This is a genomic window from Geobacillus sp. Y412MC52, from assembly GCF_000174795.2.
Lineage (GTDB): Bacteria > Bacillota > Bacilli > Bacillales > Anoxybacillaceae > Geobacillus > Geobacillus thermoleovorans.
Map to the genome: position 1 here is coordinate 307,055 of NC_014915.1, position 16,248 is coordinate 323,302.

Consider the following 16,248-nt stretch of genomic DNA (forward strand, 5'->3'; position numbering starts at 1 on the left):
AGATGGAATAGATCAGCGGAACAACATTTCTTTGAGCTTGTAGATGATGCGTTCGTTATCGACGGTGCGGTGGGCGATAAAATTCAAGTCCAGCTTGATATCTTCAATTTTGGCGGTCAATTGTTCGTAGCGGGAGTCCATTTTTTGTTCGAGGCGATCCACCGTTTGTTTCAATGAGGCAAATTCCTGGTGAAGCTGGTGGACGTCAGCGGCGAGAGCTTCCAGCTTCGCGTCTGTTTCATCTTGGCGGTGGAGAAGAGCAGCCACGATGCCGTTCAATTCCTTTTGCCCGGCGCGAAGCGAATCTTGTTCTTGACGCAGACGCTGTTGTTCCAAACGGATTTCCTGCTGCTCTTTTCGGATTTCTTGTTGTTCTCTCCGAATTTCTTGTTGTTCTTTTCGAATTTCTTCTTGCTCCTGGCGAATGGCGATTTGTTCCCGCTCGAGCCGCTCTTGGCCTTCCACGAGCTTTTGCAGCGTCCCGTCCATCGCGTTCAAGCGGTCAAGCACTTGGGCGAGCAAAGCGTCACTCATCGTCATTATTCCCCCTTTTTTGTCCGTTATGGCCATTATAGTACATATGTTCGTTTTCGTCAACGGGCAACTAGGCAAAAGAGGGCCAGACGGTTGCTTTATTTCCTGAACGTTTGGTATCATCATAGTATTGTGGAAGGTCGACCATGTCGGAGGTGAATACAATGTCGCGAATTTCGATTGAACAAGTGAAACATGTCGCCGATTTGGCGCGGTTGGCGATTACGGATGAAGAGGCCGAGATGTTTACGAAACAGCTTGATGCGATTATTACGTTTGCCGAGCAGCTGAATGAATTGGACACCGAGAACGTTCCGCCGACTTCGCACGTGCTTGATATGAGAAACGTGATGCGCGAGGATATTCCAGAACCGGGGCTGCCGCGCGAGGAAGTGTTGAAAAACGCGCCGGATCAGCAAGACGGCCAGTTCCGTGTGCCGGCCATTTTAGAGTAAGGAGGGGGATTTATGTCGCTTTTTGACCATTCCGTGTCAGAATTACATACGTTGCTGCAGAAAAAAGAAGTGTCGATTTCCGATTTAGTCGACGAATCGTACCGCCGCATCGGCGAAGTGGAAGAGAAAGTGCAAGCGTTTTTAACATTAAATGAAGAACAGGCGCGGGCGAAAGCGAAAGAGTTGGATGACCAGCTCGCCAAAGGCGAAGAAACGAACCCGCTGTTCGGCTTGCCGATCGGCATTAAAGACAACATCGTCACAAAAGGATTGCGCACGACATGCGCCAGCAAAATTTTGTACAACTTTGACCCGATTTACCACGCTACTGTCATGGAGCGGTTGAATGCCGCAGGGGCGATCACGATCGGGAAGTTGAACATGGACGAGTTCGCCATGGGCTCGTCGACGGAAAACTCCGGGTTTCAGCTGACGCGCAACCCGTGGGACTTGGAGCGCGTTCCGGGCGGCTCGAGCGGCGGTTCGGCGGCGGCGGTGGCGGCCGGCGAAGTGCCGTTTGCGCTCGGATCGGATACGGGCGGTTCGATCCGCCAGCCGGCGGCGTTTTGCGGGGTTGTTGGCTTGAAGCCGACGTACGGACGCGTCTCGCGCTTTGGCCTCGTCGCGTTTGCCTCGTCGCTTGACCAAATCGGCCCGATTACGCGCACGGTCGAAGACAACGCCTACTTATTGCAGGCGATAGCGGGTGTCGATCCGATGGATTCGACATCGGCAAATGTTCCGGTGCCGAACTATGTGGAGGCGTTGACCGGGGACATCAAAGGATTGAAAATCGCCGTGCCGAAAGAATATTTAGGCGAGGGCGTCGATGAAGGCGTGCGCCAGTCGGTGCTTGCGGCGCTTGCCGTGCTTGAGAAGCTTGGTGCGGCGTGGGAAGAAGTGTCGCTGCCGCATTCGAAATATGCGCTCGCGACGTACTATTTGCTCGCTTCGTCCGAGGCATCAGCGAACTTGGCTCGCTTTGACGGCGTCCGCTACGGCTACCGGACGGACAACGCGAAAAACTTGATCGATATGTATAAACTGACGCGAAGCGAAGGGTTTGGGGCGGAGGTCAAGCGCCGCATTATGCTCGGGACGTTCGCGTTAAGCTCGGGCTATTACGATGCGTATTACAAAAAAGCGCAAAAAGTGCGGACATTGATCAAACGAGATTTTGAGAACGTCTTTGAACAATATGACGTCATCATCGGCCCGACGACACCGACCCCGGCGTTTAAAATCGGTGAGAAAACGAACGATCCGCTGACGATGTACATGAACGACATTTTAACGATTCCAGTCAACTTGGCAGGCGTGCCGGCGATTTCCGTGCCGTGCGGCTTTGTCGATGGCTTGCCGGTCGGCTTGCAAATCATCGGCAAGCACTTTGATGAAAGCACTGTCTACCGCGTCGCCCACGCTTTTGAACAAGCGACCGACTACCATAAGCAAAAACCGGTGTTGTAAGGGGGGTTAGGTGATGAACTTTGAAACGGTCATCGGACTTGAGGTGCACGTCGAGCTGAAAACGAAATCGAAAATTTTCTCCAGCAGCCCGAACGCGTTCGGCGCGCCCCCGAACACGCAAACGAACGTCATCGACTTAGGGTATCCGGGCGTGCTGCCGGTGTTGAACCGGCAGGCGGTCGAGTTTGCGATGAAAGCGGCGATGGCGTTAAACTGCGAAATCGCGACCGAGACGAAATTCGACCGCAAAAACTACTTTTATCCGGACAACCCGAAAGCGTACCAAATTTCGCAATACGATCAGCCGCTCGGCAAAAATGGCTGGATTGAAATTGAAGTGAATGGGAAAAAGAAAAAAATCGGCATCACCCGCATTCACTTGGAAGAAGACGCCGGCAAGCTGACACATACGGGCGACGGCTATTCGCTCGTTGATTTTAACCGCCAAGGGACGCCGCTCATCGAGATCGTCTCGGAACCAGACATCCGCTCGCCGGAAGAGGCGTACGCCTACTTGGAAAAATTAAAGGCGATCATCCAATACACAGGCGTCTCCGACTGCAAAATGGAAGAAGGATCGCTCCGCTGCGACGCCAACATTTCGCTCCGCCCGATCGGATCGGACAAGTTCGGCACGAAAACGGAGTTGAAAAACTTAAACTCGTTCAACTTCGTCCGCATGGGGCTCGAGTATGAGGCGAAGCGGCAGGAGAAAATTTTGCTCTCCGGCGGCGTCATCCGCCAAGAAACGCGGCGCTTTGACGAAGCGACGAAAACGACCGTCCTCATGCGCGTCAAAGAAGGATCGGAAGACTACCGCTACTTCCCGGAGCCGGACTTGGTCATGCTCTATATTGACGACGAATGGAAAGAGCGCGTCCGCGCCTCGATTCCGGAGCTGCCGGACGCCCGCCGGAAGCGGTATATCGAGGAGTGGGGCTTGCCGGAATACGACGCCAAAGTGCTGACGCTGACCAAAGAAATGGCGGATTTCTTCGAAGCAACGGTCGCAAACGGCGCCGATCCGAAACTGGCGTCGAACTGGCTCATGGTCGAAGTATCCGGGTACTTAAACGCCGAGCAAAAAGAGCTGCATGACATCGCCTTGACGCCGGAAAGCTTGGCTGGGATGATCAAACTCATCCAAAACGGCACGATTTCGTCGAAAATCGCGAAAAAAGTGTTCAAAGAACTCGTCGAACACGGCGGCGACCCGGAGAGAATCGTCAAAGAAAAAGGGCTCGTGCAAATTTCCGATGAAGGAGCGCTGCGCAAAATTGTGCTCGAAGTGCTCGACGCCAACCCGCAGTCGGTCGAAGACTATAAAAACGGCAAAGACCGCGCGCTTGGCTTCCTTGTCGGGCAAGTGATGAAAGCGACAAAAGGACAAGCGAATCCGCCGCTTGTCAATAAGCTGTTAGTAGAGGAAATTGGAAAACGATAATGAAACAATAGGAGGCCTGCCCACCGGCAGGCTCTGTTTTCAATAAAAATTTTTGCACTATTAAAAAAATACAATTGACAAACGTTGTGATCGAATGATAGATTTTTTATAAGAAAAAACCAATTGATTTAGTAGGATATGAAATCTCGAAGGATCAAAGAGGGGAGAGGAAACGATGAGCAATGAACAAACCTTCCGCCCGGAGACGCTCGCCATCCACGCCGGGCAAAAACCGGATGCGGAAACGGGCGCGCGGGCGGTGCCGATTTACCAAACAAGCTCGTATGTATTCCGCGACAGCGAGCATGCGGCCAATTTGTTTGGTTTGAAAGAGGAAGGATACATTTACACCCGAATCATGAACCCGACAAACGATGTGCTCGAAAAGCGGATCGCGGCGCTTGAAGGCGGCATTGGGGCGCTCGCGCTGTCATCGGGGCAGGCGGCGGTGTTTTATTCGATCATCAACATCGCCTCGGCGGGCGATGAAATCGTCTCGTCTTCGTCCATTTACGGCGGAACGTACAACTTGTTCGCCCATACGCTGCGCAAGTTCGGCATTACGGTGAAGTTTGTCGATCAGTCCGACCCCGAAAACTTTGAGCGGGCGATCACCGACAAAACGAAAGCCTTGTTTGCGGAAACGATCGGCAACCCGAAAAACGATGTGCTCGACATCGAAGCGGTGGCCGACATCGCCCATCGCCATGCCATTCCGCTCATTGTCGACAACACGGTGGCCAGTCCATACTTATTGCGGCCGATTGAATTCGGCGCCGATATCGTCGTCCACTCAGCGACAAAGTTCATCGGCGGGCACGGCAATTCGATCGGCGGTGTGATTGTGGACAGCGGCAAGTTTGACTGGAAAGGGAGCGGCAAGTTTCCGGAGTTTACTGAGCCAGACCCGAGCTACCACGGTTTGGTGTATGTGGACGCCGTCGGCGAAGCGGCGTACATCACGAAAGCGCGCATCCAGCTCTTGCGCGATTTAGGAGCGGCGTTGTCGCCGTTTAACGCGTTTTTGCTTTTGCAAGGGTTGGAGACGCTCCATTTGCGGATGCAGCGCCATAGCGAAAACGCACTTGCCGTCGCCAAGTTTTTAGAAGAGGAAGAAGCAGTCGAATCGGTCAACTACCCAGGGCTTCCGAGCCATCAGTCGCATGAACTGGCGAAAAAATATTTGCCAAACGGGCAAGGAGCGATCGTCACGTTTGAAATCAAAGGCGGCGTCGAAGCCGGCAAAAAACTGATTGACTCGGTCAAACTGTTCTCTCATTTGGCCAACATCGGCGATTCGAAATCGCTCATCATCCACCCGGCCAGCACAACGCACGAGCAGCTGAGCCCGGACGAACAGCTGTCCGCCGGCGTCACCCCAGGCCTTGTGCGTCTGTCCGTCGGCACAGAAGCGATCGACGACATTTTGGACGACTTGCGCCAAGCCATTCGCCAAAGCCAGACGGTGGGGGTGAAGTAGAAGCAGCGAAGCGGATATAGGAAACATTTAGAAAATATAAAGAGTGTCCTAAGCGAAAAAACAGGGCGCTCTTTTTTGATTTGCGGAGCAAACCGTTCTTCTCCTTCCCATTGTTCACGGCTTTCACTTTTGCGCAATTCCGGCACGCAAAGCAGCATCCTGAGAGCTGGCTGGCAACGATCGTGCGGAGGCCAGCGAATACACGACGGGCAGCGGGCATCACCCCCGCTTCCTTGATCGAAACCGCATCGCCTTGGCCCGAGATCTTTCTTACGCGTATGATAGCATTTAAGTTGCATATAGTGATGCTAGTTGAACGCAGCGTTCCACTAGCATCACGGGTCAATGATTTTGTATAAGCATGGATAAAATCTTCTGTTGTCAAACGAACAGATGAAATCATTTCATGCATATTGTCTCCTTATTCGAATGGGAAGATGGAGGGAACGAATAACAAGATCAAGCTGATAAAACGTCGGGGATACGGATACCGAAATATCCAGCGTTTTGCACTGCGGGTTCGGCTAGAAACAGCTAACATACTTTCATGACAGGTGCAAGTACATCTTTTGGTGATGAGCTATACCAATACATTAGAAAAATCTTAGAATTTCGATCTATTCTAAATGTGAAAAGGAGCTTTTTAGCTTTACATTAACTGCTTGGTGAAAAAAGTGGGATCTATGATGTCTTACATCTTTCATCAAGTAGTTAATGATAAATATCAACATATGGAAAGGAGGGAATGAAGAATGGCAAAGTTGGATGATTTCGATTTGGACATTGTTGTCAAAAAACAGGACAACATTGTACAACCTAATATTACAAGTAAATCTCTTTGTACCCCGGGTTGCATCACAGGCATCTTAATGTGCTTAACGCAAAATTCTTGTGTATCTTGTAACTCTTGCATTCGATGCTAATAACTTATAATTCTTAATTGGAAAACAGAAGAGTTAGAAAATTATAGGGTATGCTGGGGTTCTCCCTCGTTTTCAAGGCGATACGGAATTAGCAAGCGCCAATAAAGCGACAAACAGTAAAAGTAAAGTGGAAAATTCGGTTGTGGGTGCCGATTATAAAGCAAACATGTGGATTCAGCAAGGTTCCACGAAAGTGTCGCCAACCGCGCTGAATGTAACCGATAATGACACGCGTTATTTCACTGTCGACCAAAGTGCTGTTGGTAAAAAAGTTTCATTAATGGCGGAAAATGCATCCTTCACTTACGTTACAGTTGATATCGCGGGCAAATTTTATCCCGACAATTGATCGATTTTATAGATATGTTCAGTCAACTTGGACAAGAGAGAGGTTTTCTTCGTCAGGGTCGGTCTTCTTCAATTTCACTGAAGAAGACCGGCCTTAAACAGAAGAATTAGGAGATGATCGTATGTATATGGAATTGCTTAAACTTCTGAAAAATAAGAACCTTTATATCAGCGCAGCTTGCCTATTGCTGCTTGTGATCGGCGCCGTCGTGTTGGGGGTGAAAGATTATCGTGAAAATGTGGAGCTGTTTGAACGAATTTACCACCACAATCCTAATGTTTCCGCCTTGGCATCGCCTCACCTTGAATGGGTTGGTCTAGGGGGCTTCCGCTTTAATGTACTTTCATCTCTATATTACTTCCTTTTTCCACTATTGTTGTCGATTCCATTGGCCGATTCGATTGATCGTGAGCGAAAGAGCGGAAATGTTCATTATCAATTGACACGGATGGGAAGAGGGGCTTATTACCGAAGGAAATTTGTGTTTACCTATATCAGCGCTTTCTTCTTGTTCCTTCTTCCTCTTGTGCTGGGAGTTGTGCTGGTGAATCTTTTGACGAACCATTGGGATTATTCGAGCTTTTCCCAGGCATATCGGCAATTGGTCAATGGCACGTTGCCGTTGCCGGACAATTCGTTTGAAGGGGAAAAGAAAACCCTTTTTTCTCCTTTATTGGAGATCTCTCCTTATTGGTATATTCTTGCGTATTATATCATTGGCGGGTTGTTTGCCGGCGGTTACGTCTGCCTTGGTTTAGGATTTTCCTTGTTGTTGAAAAATCGGTATTTGATTACTTTGATGCCACAAATCATTTATATGGTTTGTTGGGCGGCGCTGACGATCACCAACCAGCTGGGATGGGATCCGTTTAATTTCTTAATCCCTTCACAACCAGTGGAAGGATTGTCCTATTGGAAAATCGCCATCGTGTTTGTCCTCCAATTGTTGATTGCGGCAGCGGTATTTTCATATGGAGTGAAGAAAAGTGAAGATGTTCTCTAGACAGAACGTTTTTTTCGTCTGGCAAGATTTGATGTTACAGCGAGCCGCTCTCAAGATGATTTTAAGTGTCATGGCTTTGTTAATGGTGGCGGGCATCTTGCCGCTAGGAATGGTGGTGGTGGGGAAGTGGCACAGCCTCAAAGATTTTATCTTGCTCTATCGGTATGAATTTTTTCATCTCCCTGCTTTTTTATTTCTTTTAGGTTCCGCGCTTCAAACGAATGCGTGGATCGTCTTAAGAAGATACCGCACGCGAAGGGAAATCGGGCTGCATAAGGCGTTGCTGGTCATTGTGCTGGCTGGGGGCGTCTCTCTCTGGGTTGCCGCAGTAGGAGGATTATGTACAACGTTTGCGAAATACATCATCCATCCCAATATGCAAAACGCCCATGCGGCTTTTTTGTACGTGCCGCATAGTGGGGATAAAAGCTCGTTTCTCTATTTTCTTGTTATGTATTTTTTCGTCACCGCTATATACGGATTGTTGTTTGTCGCATTCATTGATTTTGGGGGGAACCGCTTTTTCGCCTTCGCTGCCGTCATCATACTGGCTGTGTTGGATATGTTCACTGTACACATGCTCCCTTATTTGTTTTACATAAGTGAACAGGCGGCTCCTGTTTGGACCATCCTCGTTCTCATTGTGGTGATGCTGCTGCTGGTCTGTACCATTTGCCTTTTGTCAAGCCGAAAAAACTATTATGTTCAGGATGATCTTTTATGAAACCGATGCATTTGGAGTTTACCCTGATCAAAATGGATATCAAAAGAATGGTCATCACCTGCCTCCTGTTCCCACTGTTGGGCACTTTGATGTCCAGCTGGTCAGAGGCGTTTTCTTCCCAATGCCTATCGGAGTTGTTCGCCCGCTTATTCGGAGCGGTGACGATCTCGAATTGGATGTATTGGCTGATGATTTGCTTTGGCTATGTGGTGTTGCTCCAAATCGTTTGGAAAAAGCGGGATAAATATTTTGAACTGTAGATGAGCATTTTTCATTACAATAATTTCCATGATTAGAGAGACAAACAGGGTACCCCTTACGCGATACGGAGCTGTTTTTTGATCACATCAATGGGAATATCTTGCTTCGCAGCGTCATAAATGAACTCGACGACGCTGTGGTCTTTCCGCGACCGAAGAAGCTCCAGCCCGGCGGAGAGGTTTTGTCGGGATTCGGCGATGCTATACACGCAGGAGAGCAGCACCACCGCCCAATACCGTTTCACCGCCCGAATGTGGCGAACGCGGTATCCATCAAGCTTCAGTTGATCTTTCGCCTGCCGGAAAAAGCACTCGATCGTCCAACGCTGAGCATAGTAACGCAAGATGTCTTCGTCCCCGAGCTCCCGATCGGTGCTCAAGACGACATGGAGATGTTCCGGCGCCATCGGCTGATCCGCCTTCCAAGCCAGCAGCACCACCGCGTCATCGAGGCCATGGATCGCCCCCTCATAGCGATACACGCGATAACGCTCCTGACCCACCGTGACGAGGCGGGTGTCTTCGGACTCGACATAGCGGGCGAACTGCTTGGCTTGGATGGCGATGCCTTTCGGGTAGAGAATCCGGTTCGTCTTGAGCATGGCGATGACATGGAATCCCTGTTTCAAGCAGGCTTCAATGAGCTTTTTGGACGGATACCACGAATCCATGAGCACATACACCGGCTGAGCCCGCTTCACTTTGAGCGAAGAAAGCATCTCGATGGCCAGGTCGATCTTGCTTTTTCCCGCTTTCTTGTCATACAGGCGGAACGCAAACGGAAACGCTTGTGTCAAGGTGTGCACCATCAGCCAAACGAGCGAATGCCCCCAAACCGATTGATGATCTTTATGCGAGTAGTGCCAGTCGCACCCTTGAATGGCGTGCGTTGCCCGTGACGAAGGCTTCGTTTTTTGGCAAATCGTATCATCAATCGAGACAAAAAGAGGCTGATTCTTTCGCTCGACCAGGCGCTCGATTCGGCGGAGGATCCACTCTTGAAGCTTCCCAAGCAGCCTTTCCTCATCCCAAGGGCTTTTCGTGAAAAAGTGACTGAGCGTCGTTCGATGATTCGGATGAAAGCTCCAGTGATGAATATCGGTCAATGTTCCCGAGAATCCCTTGGTGGTCAAGGCATCGACGATATGAATGAGATGCTTGATGACCGGTTTGGAAAGCTGCAGCGTCAACCCCAAAGTGAAGAAAAACTTGTGGATTCCTTGGTGATGTGCTAATCTATTCATGAGACATGAACCTCCTTGTGTGAATGGGTTTTGTGCACATCTATTTTACCCAAGGAGTCCGGTTCATGTCTCCTTTTTTGTTTGGTTGTCAATTTATGTTAGTGAATTTGCTCATCTACAGTTTTGAACATAAACTGTTCATTTTGTTGAGGGATACGACGTCGTATACAATGGCTAGGCTGCTGGCAGGTGTTCTGTTTACATTGGGATATGTCATGTCAGCGTTTTTGATCACTGGCGGCTTCGGTCTCTTTGTGTCGCATATGGCGTTTTCGTTTGACCGTTCGTTAGTGGTCATGTTTATTTGCATCGTTGTGAATTTGTATTGGCATGCCAGTGTGTGGATGTTGTTGAACGTGTATGCCACTTATCATTTGGCGAATGTTGTTATTCTCTCTTTGTTTTTTGTAGGTGTCAAGATGCCAACGCCTTTTGTTCCTTTGTACTACAGCATGGCGGATCTCGTGCGGAGCAGCTCGATGTTCTGGTCGGCGTTGATCGTGGAGCTCTTGTCGATCGTTGTGTTCGGGTATTGGACGATCAAGAGAGTGAAGAACGCGGATTATATGTAGGAGGTTTTCAATTATGAAGGCGATCGTCTTATCCAATGTTTCCAAAACGATAAAAGCAAGGGAAGTTTTGCGCAATATCAACTTAGAGTTGGAAAGAGGAAAGATTTATGGATTTGTCGGGCCGAACGGGTCGGGAAAAACGATGTTATTCCGAGTCATCAGCGGGCTCGTCAAACCGTCCAGCGGCACGGTGGCGGTATTTGGCCAGACGTTGCACCAAGATGTATCATTTCCGAGCGATATTTCTGTTTTGTTGGAAAAACCAGGTTTCCTTGAACAATACTCAGGATTCGATAATTTGCATTTTTTAGCCATGATTCAGAACAAAATCGGCGAACGTGAGGTAAAAGAGGCAATCGAGCGGGTAGGGTTGGATCCGCATGATAAAAGGCCGGTGAAAGCGTACTCTCTTGGAATGAGACAAAGACTGGCCATCGCACAATGCATCATGGAGAAACCGCAGCTGATGCTGCTCGATGAACCGATGAATGCTTTGGATGAAAAATCGGTGGACCAAGTGTACCAAATTCGGGAGGAAAACAAAAGAGGCTGCACCATTTTGTTGACATCTCACAACAAGGTGGACATCCAGTCATTATGCCATGAAGTATATTCGATGAATGAAGGGGTGATTACGGGTATGACCCATATTACGGCAGAATGACTGTCATGTGTGTAATGTCGAAATTCGCGAGGGGGTGGCCATCTTGAACAACCAAACTATGCGAAGGTGCCGCTTCCGTGTTTGTTGGACAATCAAAAGATGGTTTTATGGAGTGAACCAATAGCTCCCTGCATCTGAGGAGGAGGCTGGGAGCTTCAGTGCAGCAGCTCTTTCTTCCTGAAGCCAAATTCGAATCCCCCCTCCCTTGCTTTTGAACGCGCTGTCATGAAAAGACAAAGATGCTGTCTGTTGGGCTGAGGCCATGGCTCCTTTTACACTCCCACTATCATTGGGAAGGATTCATCACCGTAATGTATACGTGGCAAGTGGGGGTTCCCCCGTTTCGACATGCATCAAAATAGTTCGATTTGCTGATTTTTCCTTGCAGAAGGGAGTATGATATGTTTTGAAATAGTCCAGTACTATATACCGGCACATTAGAAAAATCTTAGAATTTCAATCTATTCTAAATGTGAAAAAAGAAGTTTTTATATAGATGCAACGAAATCGTTTAACATATCCTTGACGGAAAAGTGGCTCATCCATTTTTGACTGTCGAAGGCAAGCCACAGGCTTGCCTTCGTCACGCTAAGGCGTGACGGAAGACCGAACAACGACTCGCTTCACAGACCCATTCATGGGTCTGGAAGCGGTGTTGTTCGGTCACTCGACAGTCGGATGAAATGACCGGTAAAAACGAAAATGTTAAAGCTTTAAATTGCATCTATATAGCTTGCTGCGGAAGATTGAGGGGTTATTTATGACAAATGTCACCCGCATGGTGCTAGATCAACTCCGCCAAACGGAGCCTATGTAATGAAGCAACGCTCATATGAGATTACCCCATGATATGGGGATAGAATAGGTTAAAATGCTATTCAACTGTATGGGAGATCAAAAGATGAATAACAAGAAAATTTTGGTCGTTGATGATGATGAAGATATTTGTTTGACAATCAAACAATATTTGGAGCTTCATCATTATCAGGTGGAAACAGTCCACAGCGGTGCGGAAGCATTGAAAATGATCAGCGGCGATGTTGACTTGATTATATTGGATATTATGATGGAAGGCATTGACGGAATGGAATTGTGTCGAATGATTCGTGATCGAGTCGATTGCCCCATTCTATTTGTTAGTGCAAAAACGCTGGAGGAAGATAAGGTTCAAGCTTTGTCGATCGGTGGGGATGATTACATCACCAAGCCGTTCAGCTTAAAGGAGTTAAAGGCGAGAATTGATTCCCATTTAAGAAGGGAAGAACGGATTCGTTCGAACGAGAGATATCTTTTGAGTTCTAAAAATATGACGATTGATCTTTTGGCTAACGAAGTCTTTTGTAAAGGAAGGAAATTGCCGTTAACAAAAAAAGAATATGAGATTGTGAAGTTGTTGATGCTGAATCAAAAGGTCGTTTTCTCCAAAGAAAGAATATTTGAACGAGTATGGGGGATTGACTCCGATAGCCAGTTAGACGCGGTTACAGAAAGCATCAAAAATATTCGAAAAAAAATCAAGGCCGTCGATCCAGAAACCTCTTATATTCAAACATTATATGGGCTCGGCTATAAATGGGATGTGAGCAATGAAAAACGATAAAACAATTAAACGAGATTTTTACTTGTTGGTTGTGAAGGTAGTGTTGGCAACAGTGATCTCTTCGGCCGTTACCTATTTATGCGTAATCTATTTGATTATGACATTAACTACGAACCATGTGGTGAAACCGACCAATTATTTCGTGAAAGATTTGGATTTGATTGAGAAAAAGGTAAAAGAAAACGAAGAGGCTATTTTCAAGGGGAGACTCATTCCCATCCATCGTTACAGCGAAAAGATAAAAGGAGAAGTTGTAGACATCAGCGGTAAGCATCTGTATGGTGATCAAGGAATTATAGATGATCAAGTGGATATTAGTAAAGCGATCAACCGTGACATTGTAAAAGGAAGCTATGTGTATCGGTTCATTCCCATTCAACATGATAACGCCATTCAAGCGGTGTATGTGTTGAAAGCGCCTTTTGGGTTTATCATTAACAATCAAAATCGCTTCGGAGCCGTGCTGATTTATGCTGTGCTGCTTATTTCTCCGTTGATCTTTTTTATTGTTTATTTGATTTTCTTTACATCTAGGCTGTACAAATCATTGTTCCATAATGTCAAATTGTTGCTTCAGGCTTCTGATCACATTGCAAGCGGGGATTTTGATTTTCAAGTCTCAGGGTTGAAAAGAAAAGAATTTATGAAAATCCAGGATTCCTTTAATACCATGATCAGTGCGCTGAAAGAAATGGTGGAACGTTTAGCAAAGACCGATGACGAACGAAAAATGATGGTATCATCGATCGCGCATGATATCCGAACCCCGTTGACGGTCATCCAAGGACAAATGGATTTGATTCAAGATTTGCGAAAGTTGGGCGACTTTGATGTCACTCCCCATTTAGAGATTATTCGCAAAAATTGTGAGAAGATGACCATGTTGACCGATAATTTGTCGTTGCTCTATAAAGTGGAGAATGACCACTTCTCACTGAATGCAAAAGAAGTGGATTTAAGGCAAATCCTTGATGAGAAAAAACGAGAGATCTCCACAATGGTTTATCATCAAAAATCGATAAATATTTGCTTTGATGTGAATTTGCAAAAATCATGTTACATCCTTGATGAAGGGATGTTAATGAGAGTGTTGGACAATATTTTATACAACAGCTTGAGGTTTACCAAAAGCGGAGAAATAAAGTTGGAAGTGCATGATGAAAAAGAGGGGGATGAGCGTAAAATCTATTTTCGCTGTTCCGATACGGGAACAGGGTTTAAAGAAAGCGATACGTCGTTGTTGTTCCAGCCTTTTTACCAAGATCGGCAGTATAAAAATCATGTTGGATTAGGGCTGTATATTGCTAAACGAATTGTCAATCATCATGGCGGCGAAATTTGGGCATACAACAATGAAAAAGGCGGAGCGACGGTTGAATTTTATATTAAGGAGCTATCGGATTGATTACCCAATCTTATGGGCTTTCCACCATTATAGAGAGTTGAGAATTCAGCTAGGGAGGAATTTCGATTTCCCTAGCTGACAGTCTCTGTGCCTTTATTTTCTTTTCGCAATGAGAAATTGGTGGTTCACCGTAACAGCCACTTCTTCGTCCGGGTTTACGCCTTTGATGCTGTATACCCAACCAAAGTTCAAGTGAGTTCGTTTTTCATCCGTTTGATCGGGAATGATTTCGATCTTTCGCAGTTCTTTTTTACTCAAGATTTGATGATGCTCATTGATGGTGATCGTCTCTGCTACTTTCCCGATTGGCTTGTTCAGTTGATGTCGATCTACTCTTGCTGCCTGAATGATGTACGTTCGGCCTTGATAGTGAATTTCTTGCAAATTGTCTTTGTTCAACTCGTATTTTGGCAATTTCCGATCGATCTCCATATTTTTTGTTGCTGTCTTTTTTAAGTCGCTGACAAGTGAACAACCTCCTATAAAGAGGATTCCGACCAACATGAGGAGTAAGAGGAAGTTTTTCATAGTTGCTCTAAGACCTCCTTGTTTAACATCCCGTTGAGAGGGAGAAGTGAACTTTCATTCATGTGGTTTATTTCCTTCCCAGCGATGAAACCAGATCGAACCAATGATGGTTACGATGATGAACCCTAGAAGGGCATAGGCCGTTCCTTCCCATAATGATAGCGAATAGGAATTTAACAACTGCCCCCCCAAGGTTTGCTTTACTTCGGGCATCATCAAAATCGGAAATTGTGAGAGACGAACAGCCCAAGACCAAGGAATATAGCTCCATATGTGATCGCCTAAGGAAGTTGCCCCAATAAGGGCGGAAATGAGAAATCCGCCGCTTCCTACTGCGATCGAGGCTCCCATTCCAAAGGCAAAGCTGATGAACAGATGCATGGAAAAAAGGATCAGTGAGCCCACGATGGAGAGCAGGGCTCCTTGCAAAAATAAGTGAACATGAATGGGCGCGACGTTGAGTACGTATTTCATTCCAAAGAGCATAACCATCGTCGCCAGCAAGATATCCGCGAATGTAATGAAAACGAGCAGCGTGAGTTTGCCAACATACCATTTGATTTTGGATACAGGACCGGTCAAGATGTTCATAAAACTTCCTGCTTTTTCTTCTTGATAGGACATCAGCCCAGTCAGTAGGGAGATGATGATCGGCAAGGAAACGGCCATCACTTCAAAAAATCCTTGATAGATTTTCACCTGCCAAAACATGGGGGTGCGGTAGTGCGAAAAATACCATACCATAAAGAGCGAATAAATGATTGGCGTGATGATGATCATCATCCGAATCGCTGTGCGTTTCGTTTTGATCCATTCGGATGACAGTATGCGAAGAAACGACATGTCAATGCACTTCCTTTCGCGCAAACCAAGCGGCGGTTAGAAAAGATAACAACAGAAAAATGGCAAGGGCGATGGCTAGGCCTGTCGGAATGACAGAAGGATCCAATAGTGGATTCCCTTTTTCCAAAGGAACGCCGTTCGGATGGACCCCAACGATCGGGCACATCATCCTCATTCCCCAGCTCCATGGAATGAACAGCCAGTAAGGCTGTGCGGTCATGACTACCCCGAAGGCGAGGCCGATGACACTGACCATGATCGAGGCCGCCATCCCGAACCGCTCGGCAATAAATAATCCGATCGGGATATAGGCTAAAGAGGTCAACCAAATGACCAAGCTGGCGAATACGACCACCGTCGCTGATGAGAGGCTGTTGGGCAAAAACCATTTCAATAAAACAAGCAGGACGATCAGCTCGATGGTTGAGAGCAGCATATAATAGGCGATGACGGCGATTTTGCTCCACCATAGACGCACAATGCTAATGTCGAGACAACGCAACGCTTTATCGTTTCCTGACTTTTTCTCCCTTGACACTGAAAGGGAAGCGATCAAGGCCGTTCCAATTGGAACAAAAATCAACGGCCACCAATTAAATACCGTGTATTCAAAATAATGGCGCGTTGAATTCATGGTTGGCATGGTGATCATGGCATACAGGACAAAGAAAAGCGGAGCGATGAATACAAGCTTTTTGGCAAACGTCCGCTTGTATTTTAAGCGTTCTGACTGGAACATATTGAGCATGA

The 16,248-nt window shown here is 47.1% G+C and carries 18 protein-coding genes and 1 pseudogene; 14 read left to right on the forward strand and 5 right to left on the reverse strand.

What is annotated here, in order from left to right; translation table 11 throughout:
* Positions 1-12 precede the first annotated feature (12 nt).
* On the reverse strand, positions 13-540 hold the full coding sequence (locus tag GYMC52_RS01650) for a hypothetical protein (protein WP_041469323.1): 528 nt from the start codon (positions 538-540) through the stop codon (positions 13-15).
* Between the two features lie 158 nt (positions 541-698).
* On the opposite strand from GYMC52_RS01650, the gene gatC reads away from it, so the two are divergent.
* The 10 genes and pseudogenes from gatC to GYMC52_RS01690 all read left to right on the forward strand — a co-directional run bounded on the left by gatC (position 699) and on the right by GYMC52_RS01690 (position 8,642).
* Positions 699-989: an Asp-tRNA(Asn)/Glu-tRNA(Gln) amidotransferase subunit GatC gene (gatC, locus tag GYMC52_RS01655; RefSeq protein WP_011229790.1), complete on the forward strand. Its 291-nt coding sequence runs from the start codon at positions 699-701 to the stop codon at positions 987-989.
* 12 nt (positions 990-1,001) lie between these two features.
* Complete coding sequence (gene gatA, locus GYMC52_RS01660; RefSeq protein ID WP_013522837.1) at positions 1,002-2,459, forward strand: Asp-tRNA(Asn)/Glu-tRNA(Gln) amidotransferase subunit GatA; 1,458 nt, start codon at positions 1,002-1,004, stop codon at positions 2,457-2,459.
* A 13-nt stretch (positions 2,460-2,472) separates the two neighbouring features.
* Positions 2,473-3,903 carry an Asp-tRNA(Asn)/Glu-tRNA(Gln) amidotransferase subunit GatB gene (gatB, locus tag GYMC52_RS01665; RefSeq protein WP_013522838.1) on the forward strand — a complete coding sequence of 477 codons (1,431 nt, stop codon included), beginning with the start codon at positions 2,473-2,475 and terminating at the stop codon, positions 3,901-3,903.
* A 175-nt stretch (positions 3,904-4,078) separates the two neighbouring features.
* Positions 4,079-5,383 (forward strand): homocysteine synthase, encoded by a 1,305-nt coding sequence (locus GYMC52_RS01670; protein ID WP_013522839.1) that lies wholly within the window; start codon positions 4,079-4,081, stop codon positions 5,381-5,383.
* 365 nt (positions 5,384-5,748) lie between these two features.
* Positions 5,749-5,934 (forward strand): annotated as a pseudogene (locus GYMC52_RS18325) (transposase); the annotation flags it as partial.
* Positions 5,935-6,135: 201 nt separating this feature from the next.
* Positions 6,136-6,306 carry a gallidermin/nisin family lantibiotic gene (locus GYMC52_RS18330; protein WP_011229795.1) on the forward strand — a complete coding sequence of 57 codons (171 nt, stop codon included), beginning with the start codon at positions 6,136-6,138 and terminating at the stop codon, positions 6,304-6,306.
* A 142-nt stretch (positions 6,307-6,448) separates the two neighbouring features.
* The gene (locus GYMC52_RS01675) at positions 6,449-6,655 is read left to right on the forward strand and encodes a hypothetical protein (RefSeq protein WP_230982728.1); all 207 of its coding nucleotides are present in this window, start codon (positions 6,449-6,451) and stop codon (positions 6,653-6,655) included.
* Positions 6,656-6,776: 121 nt separating this feature from the next.
* Entirely contained in the window at positions 6,777-7,658 is an 882-nt protein-coding gene (locus tag GYMC52_RS01680) for an NADH dehydrogenase (protein WP_013522841.1), read from the forward strand.
* Positions 7,642-8,382, forward strand: coding sequence for a hypothetical protein (locus GYMC52_RS01685; protein ID WP_013522842.1), 741 nt, complete (start codon positions 7,642-7,644; stop codon positions 8,380-8,382). Before GYMC52_RS01680 ends, GYMC52_RS01685 begins: the two co-directional genes overlap by 17 nt.
* Positions 8,379-8,642, forward strand: coding sequence for a hypothetical protein (locus GYMC52_RS01690; RefSeq protein WP_013522843.1), 264 nt, complete (start codon positions 8,379-8,381; stop codon positions 8,640-8,642). Before GYMC52_RS01685 ends, GYMC52_RS01690 begins: the two co-directional genes overlap by 4 nt.
* 56 nt (positions 8,643-8,698) lie before the next feature.
* Here the strand turns inward: GYMC52_RS01690 and GYMC52_RS01695 are convergent, their stop codons facing one another.
* Positions 8,699-9,886: an IS701 family transposase gene (locus tag GYMC52_RS01695; RefSeq protein WP_013522844.1), complete on the reverse strand. Its 1,188-nt coding sequence runs from the start codon at positions 9,884-9,886 to the stop codon at positions 8,699-8,701.
* A gap of 65 nt (positions 9,887-9,951) precedes the next feature.
* On the opposite strand from GYMC52_RS01695, the gene GYMC52_RS01700 reads away from it, so the two are divergent.
* From GYMC52_RS01700 to GYMC52_RS01715, 4 genes are all read left to right on the forward strand, one after another.
* Positions 9,952-10,458, forward strand: coding sequence for a hypothetical protein (locus GYMC52_RS01700; RefSeq protein WP_013522845.1), 507 nt, complete (start codon positions 9,952-9,954; stop codon positions 10,456-10,458).
* A 13-nt stretch (positions 10,459-10,471) separates the two neighbouring features.
* Positions 10,472-11,122 carry an ABC transporter ATP-binding protein gene (locus GYMC52_RS01705; RefSeq protein ID WP_013522846.1) on the forward strand — a complete coding sequence of 217 codons (651 nt, stop codon included), beginning with the start codon at positions 10,472-10,474 and terminating at the stop codon, positions 11,120-11,122.
* A gap of 901 nt (positions 11,123-12,023) precedes the next feature.
* On the forward strand, positions 12,024-12,722 hold the full coding sequence (locus GYMC52_RS01710; protein WP_013522847.1) for a response regulator transcription factor: 699 nt from the start codon (positions 12,024-12,026) through the stop codon (positions 12,720-12,722).
* Positions 12,709-14,127, forward strand: coding sequence for a sensor histidine kinase (locus GYMC52_RS01715; protein ID WP_013522848.1), 1,419 nt, complete (start codon positions 12,709-12,711; stop codon positions 14,125-14,127). The genes GYMC52_RS01710 and GYMC52_RS01715 overlap by 14 nt, the downstream gene beginning before the upstream one ends.
* Positions 14,128-14,220: 93 nt before the next feature.
* On the opposite strand, the gene GYMC52_RS01720 is transcribed toward GYMC52_RS01715, so the two are convergent.
* The 3 genes from GYMC52_RS01720 to GYMC52_RS01730 are packed head-to-tail and all read right to left on the reverse strand — an operon-like array spanning position 14,221 to position 16,246.
* Entirely contained in the window at positions 14,221-14,655 is a 435-nt protein-coding gene (locus GYMC52_RS01720) for a NisI/SpaI family lantibiotic immunity lipoprotein (protein ID WP_013522849.1), read from the reverse strand.
* Positions 14,656-14,709: 54 nt separating this feature from the next.
* Positions 14,710-15,498, reverse strand: a complete 789-nt coding sequence (locus GYMC52_RS01725) for a lantibiotic immunity ABC transporter MutG family permease subunit (RefSeq protein ID WP_013522850.1) — start codon at positions 15,496-15,498, stop codon at positions 14,710-14,712.
* A gap of 1 nt (position 15,499) precedes the next feature.
* Positions 15,500-16,246, reverse strand: a complete 747-nt coding sequence (locus GYMC52_RS01730) for a lantibiotic immunity ABC transporter MutE/EpiE family permease subunit (protein WP_013522851.1) — start codon at positions 16,244-16,246, stop codon at positions 15,500-15,502.
* Positions 16,247-16,248: the final 2 nt, after the last annotated feature.

Coding starts and splice junctions, on each gene's coding strand:
- GYMC52_RS01650 (WP_041469323.1), bottom strand. CDS start 540: ATGACGATGAGTGACGCTTTGCTCGCCCAAGTGCTTGACCGCTTGAAC.
- gatC (WP_011229790.1), top strand. CDS start 699: ATGTCGCGAATTTCGATTGAACAAGTGAAACATGTCGCCGATTTGGCG.
- gatA (WP_013522837.1), top strand. CDS start 1,002: ATGTCGCTTTTTGACCATTCCGTGTCAGAATTACATACGTTGCTGCAG.
- gatB (WP_013522838.1), top strand. CDS start 2,473: ATGAACTTTGAAACGGTCATCGGACTTGAGGTGCACGTCGAGCTGAAA.
- GYMC52_RS01670 (WP_013522839.1), top strand. CDS start 4,079: ATGAGCAATGAACAAACCTTCCGCCCGGAGACGCTCGCCATCCACGCC.
- GYMC52_RS18330 (WP_011229795.1), top strand. CDS start 6,136: ATGGCAAAGTTGGATGATTTCGATTTGGACATTGTTGTCAAAAAACAG.
- GYMC52_RS01680 (WP_013522841.1), top strand. CDS start 6,777: ATGTATATGGAATTGCTTAAACTTCTGAAAAATAAGAACCTTTATATC.
- GYMC52_RS01690 (WP_013522843.1), top strand. CDS start 8,379: ATGAAACCGATGCATTTGGAGTTTACCCTGATCAAAATGGATATCAAA.
- GYMC52_RS01695 (WP_013522844.1), bottom strand. CDS start 9,886: ATGAATAGATTAGCACATCACCAAGGAATCCACAAGTTTTTCTTCACT.
- GYMC52_RS01700 (WP_013522845.1), top strand. CDS start 9,952: ATGTCTCCTTTTTTGTTTGGTTGTCAATTTATGTTAGTGAATTTGCTC.
- GYMC52_RS01705 (WP_013522846.1), top strand. CDS start 10,472: ATGAAGGCGATCGTCTTATCCAATGTTTCCAAAACGATAAAAGCAAGG.
- GYMC52_RS01710 (WP_013522847.1), top strand. CDS start 12,024: ATGAATAACAAGAAAATTTTGGTCGTTGATGATGATGAAGATATTTGT.
- GYMC52_RS01715 (WP_013522848.1), top strand. CDS start 12,709: ATGAAAAACGATAAAACAATTAAACGAGATTTTTACTTGTTGGTTGTG.
- GYMC52_RS01720 (WP_013522849.1), bottom strand. CDS start 14,655: ATGAAAAACTTCCTCTTACTCCTCATGTTGGTCGGAATCCTCTTTATA.
- GYMC52_RS01725 (WP_013522850.1), bottom strand. CDS start 15,498: ATGTCGTTTCTTCGCATACTGTCATCCGAATGGATCAAAACGAAACGC.
- GYMC52_RS01730 (WP_013522851.1), bottom strand. CDS start 16,246: ATGCTCAATATGTTCCAGTCAGAACGCTTAAAATACAAGCGGACGTTT.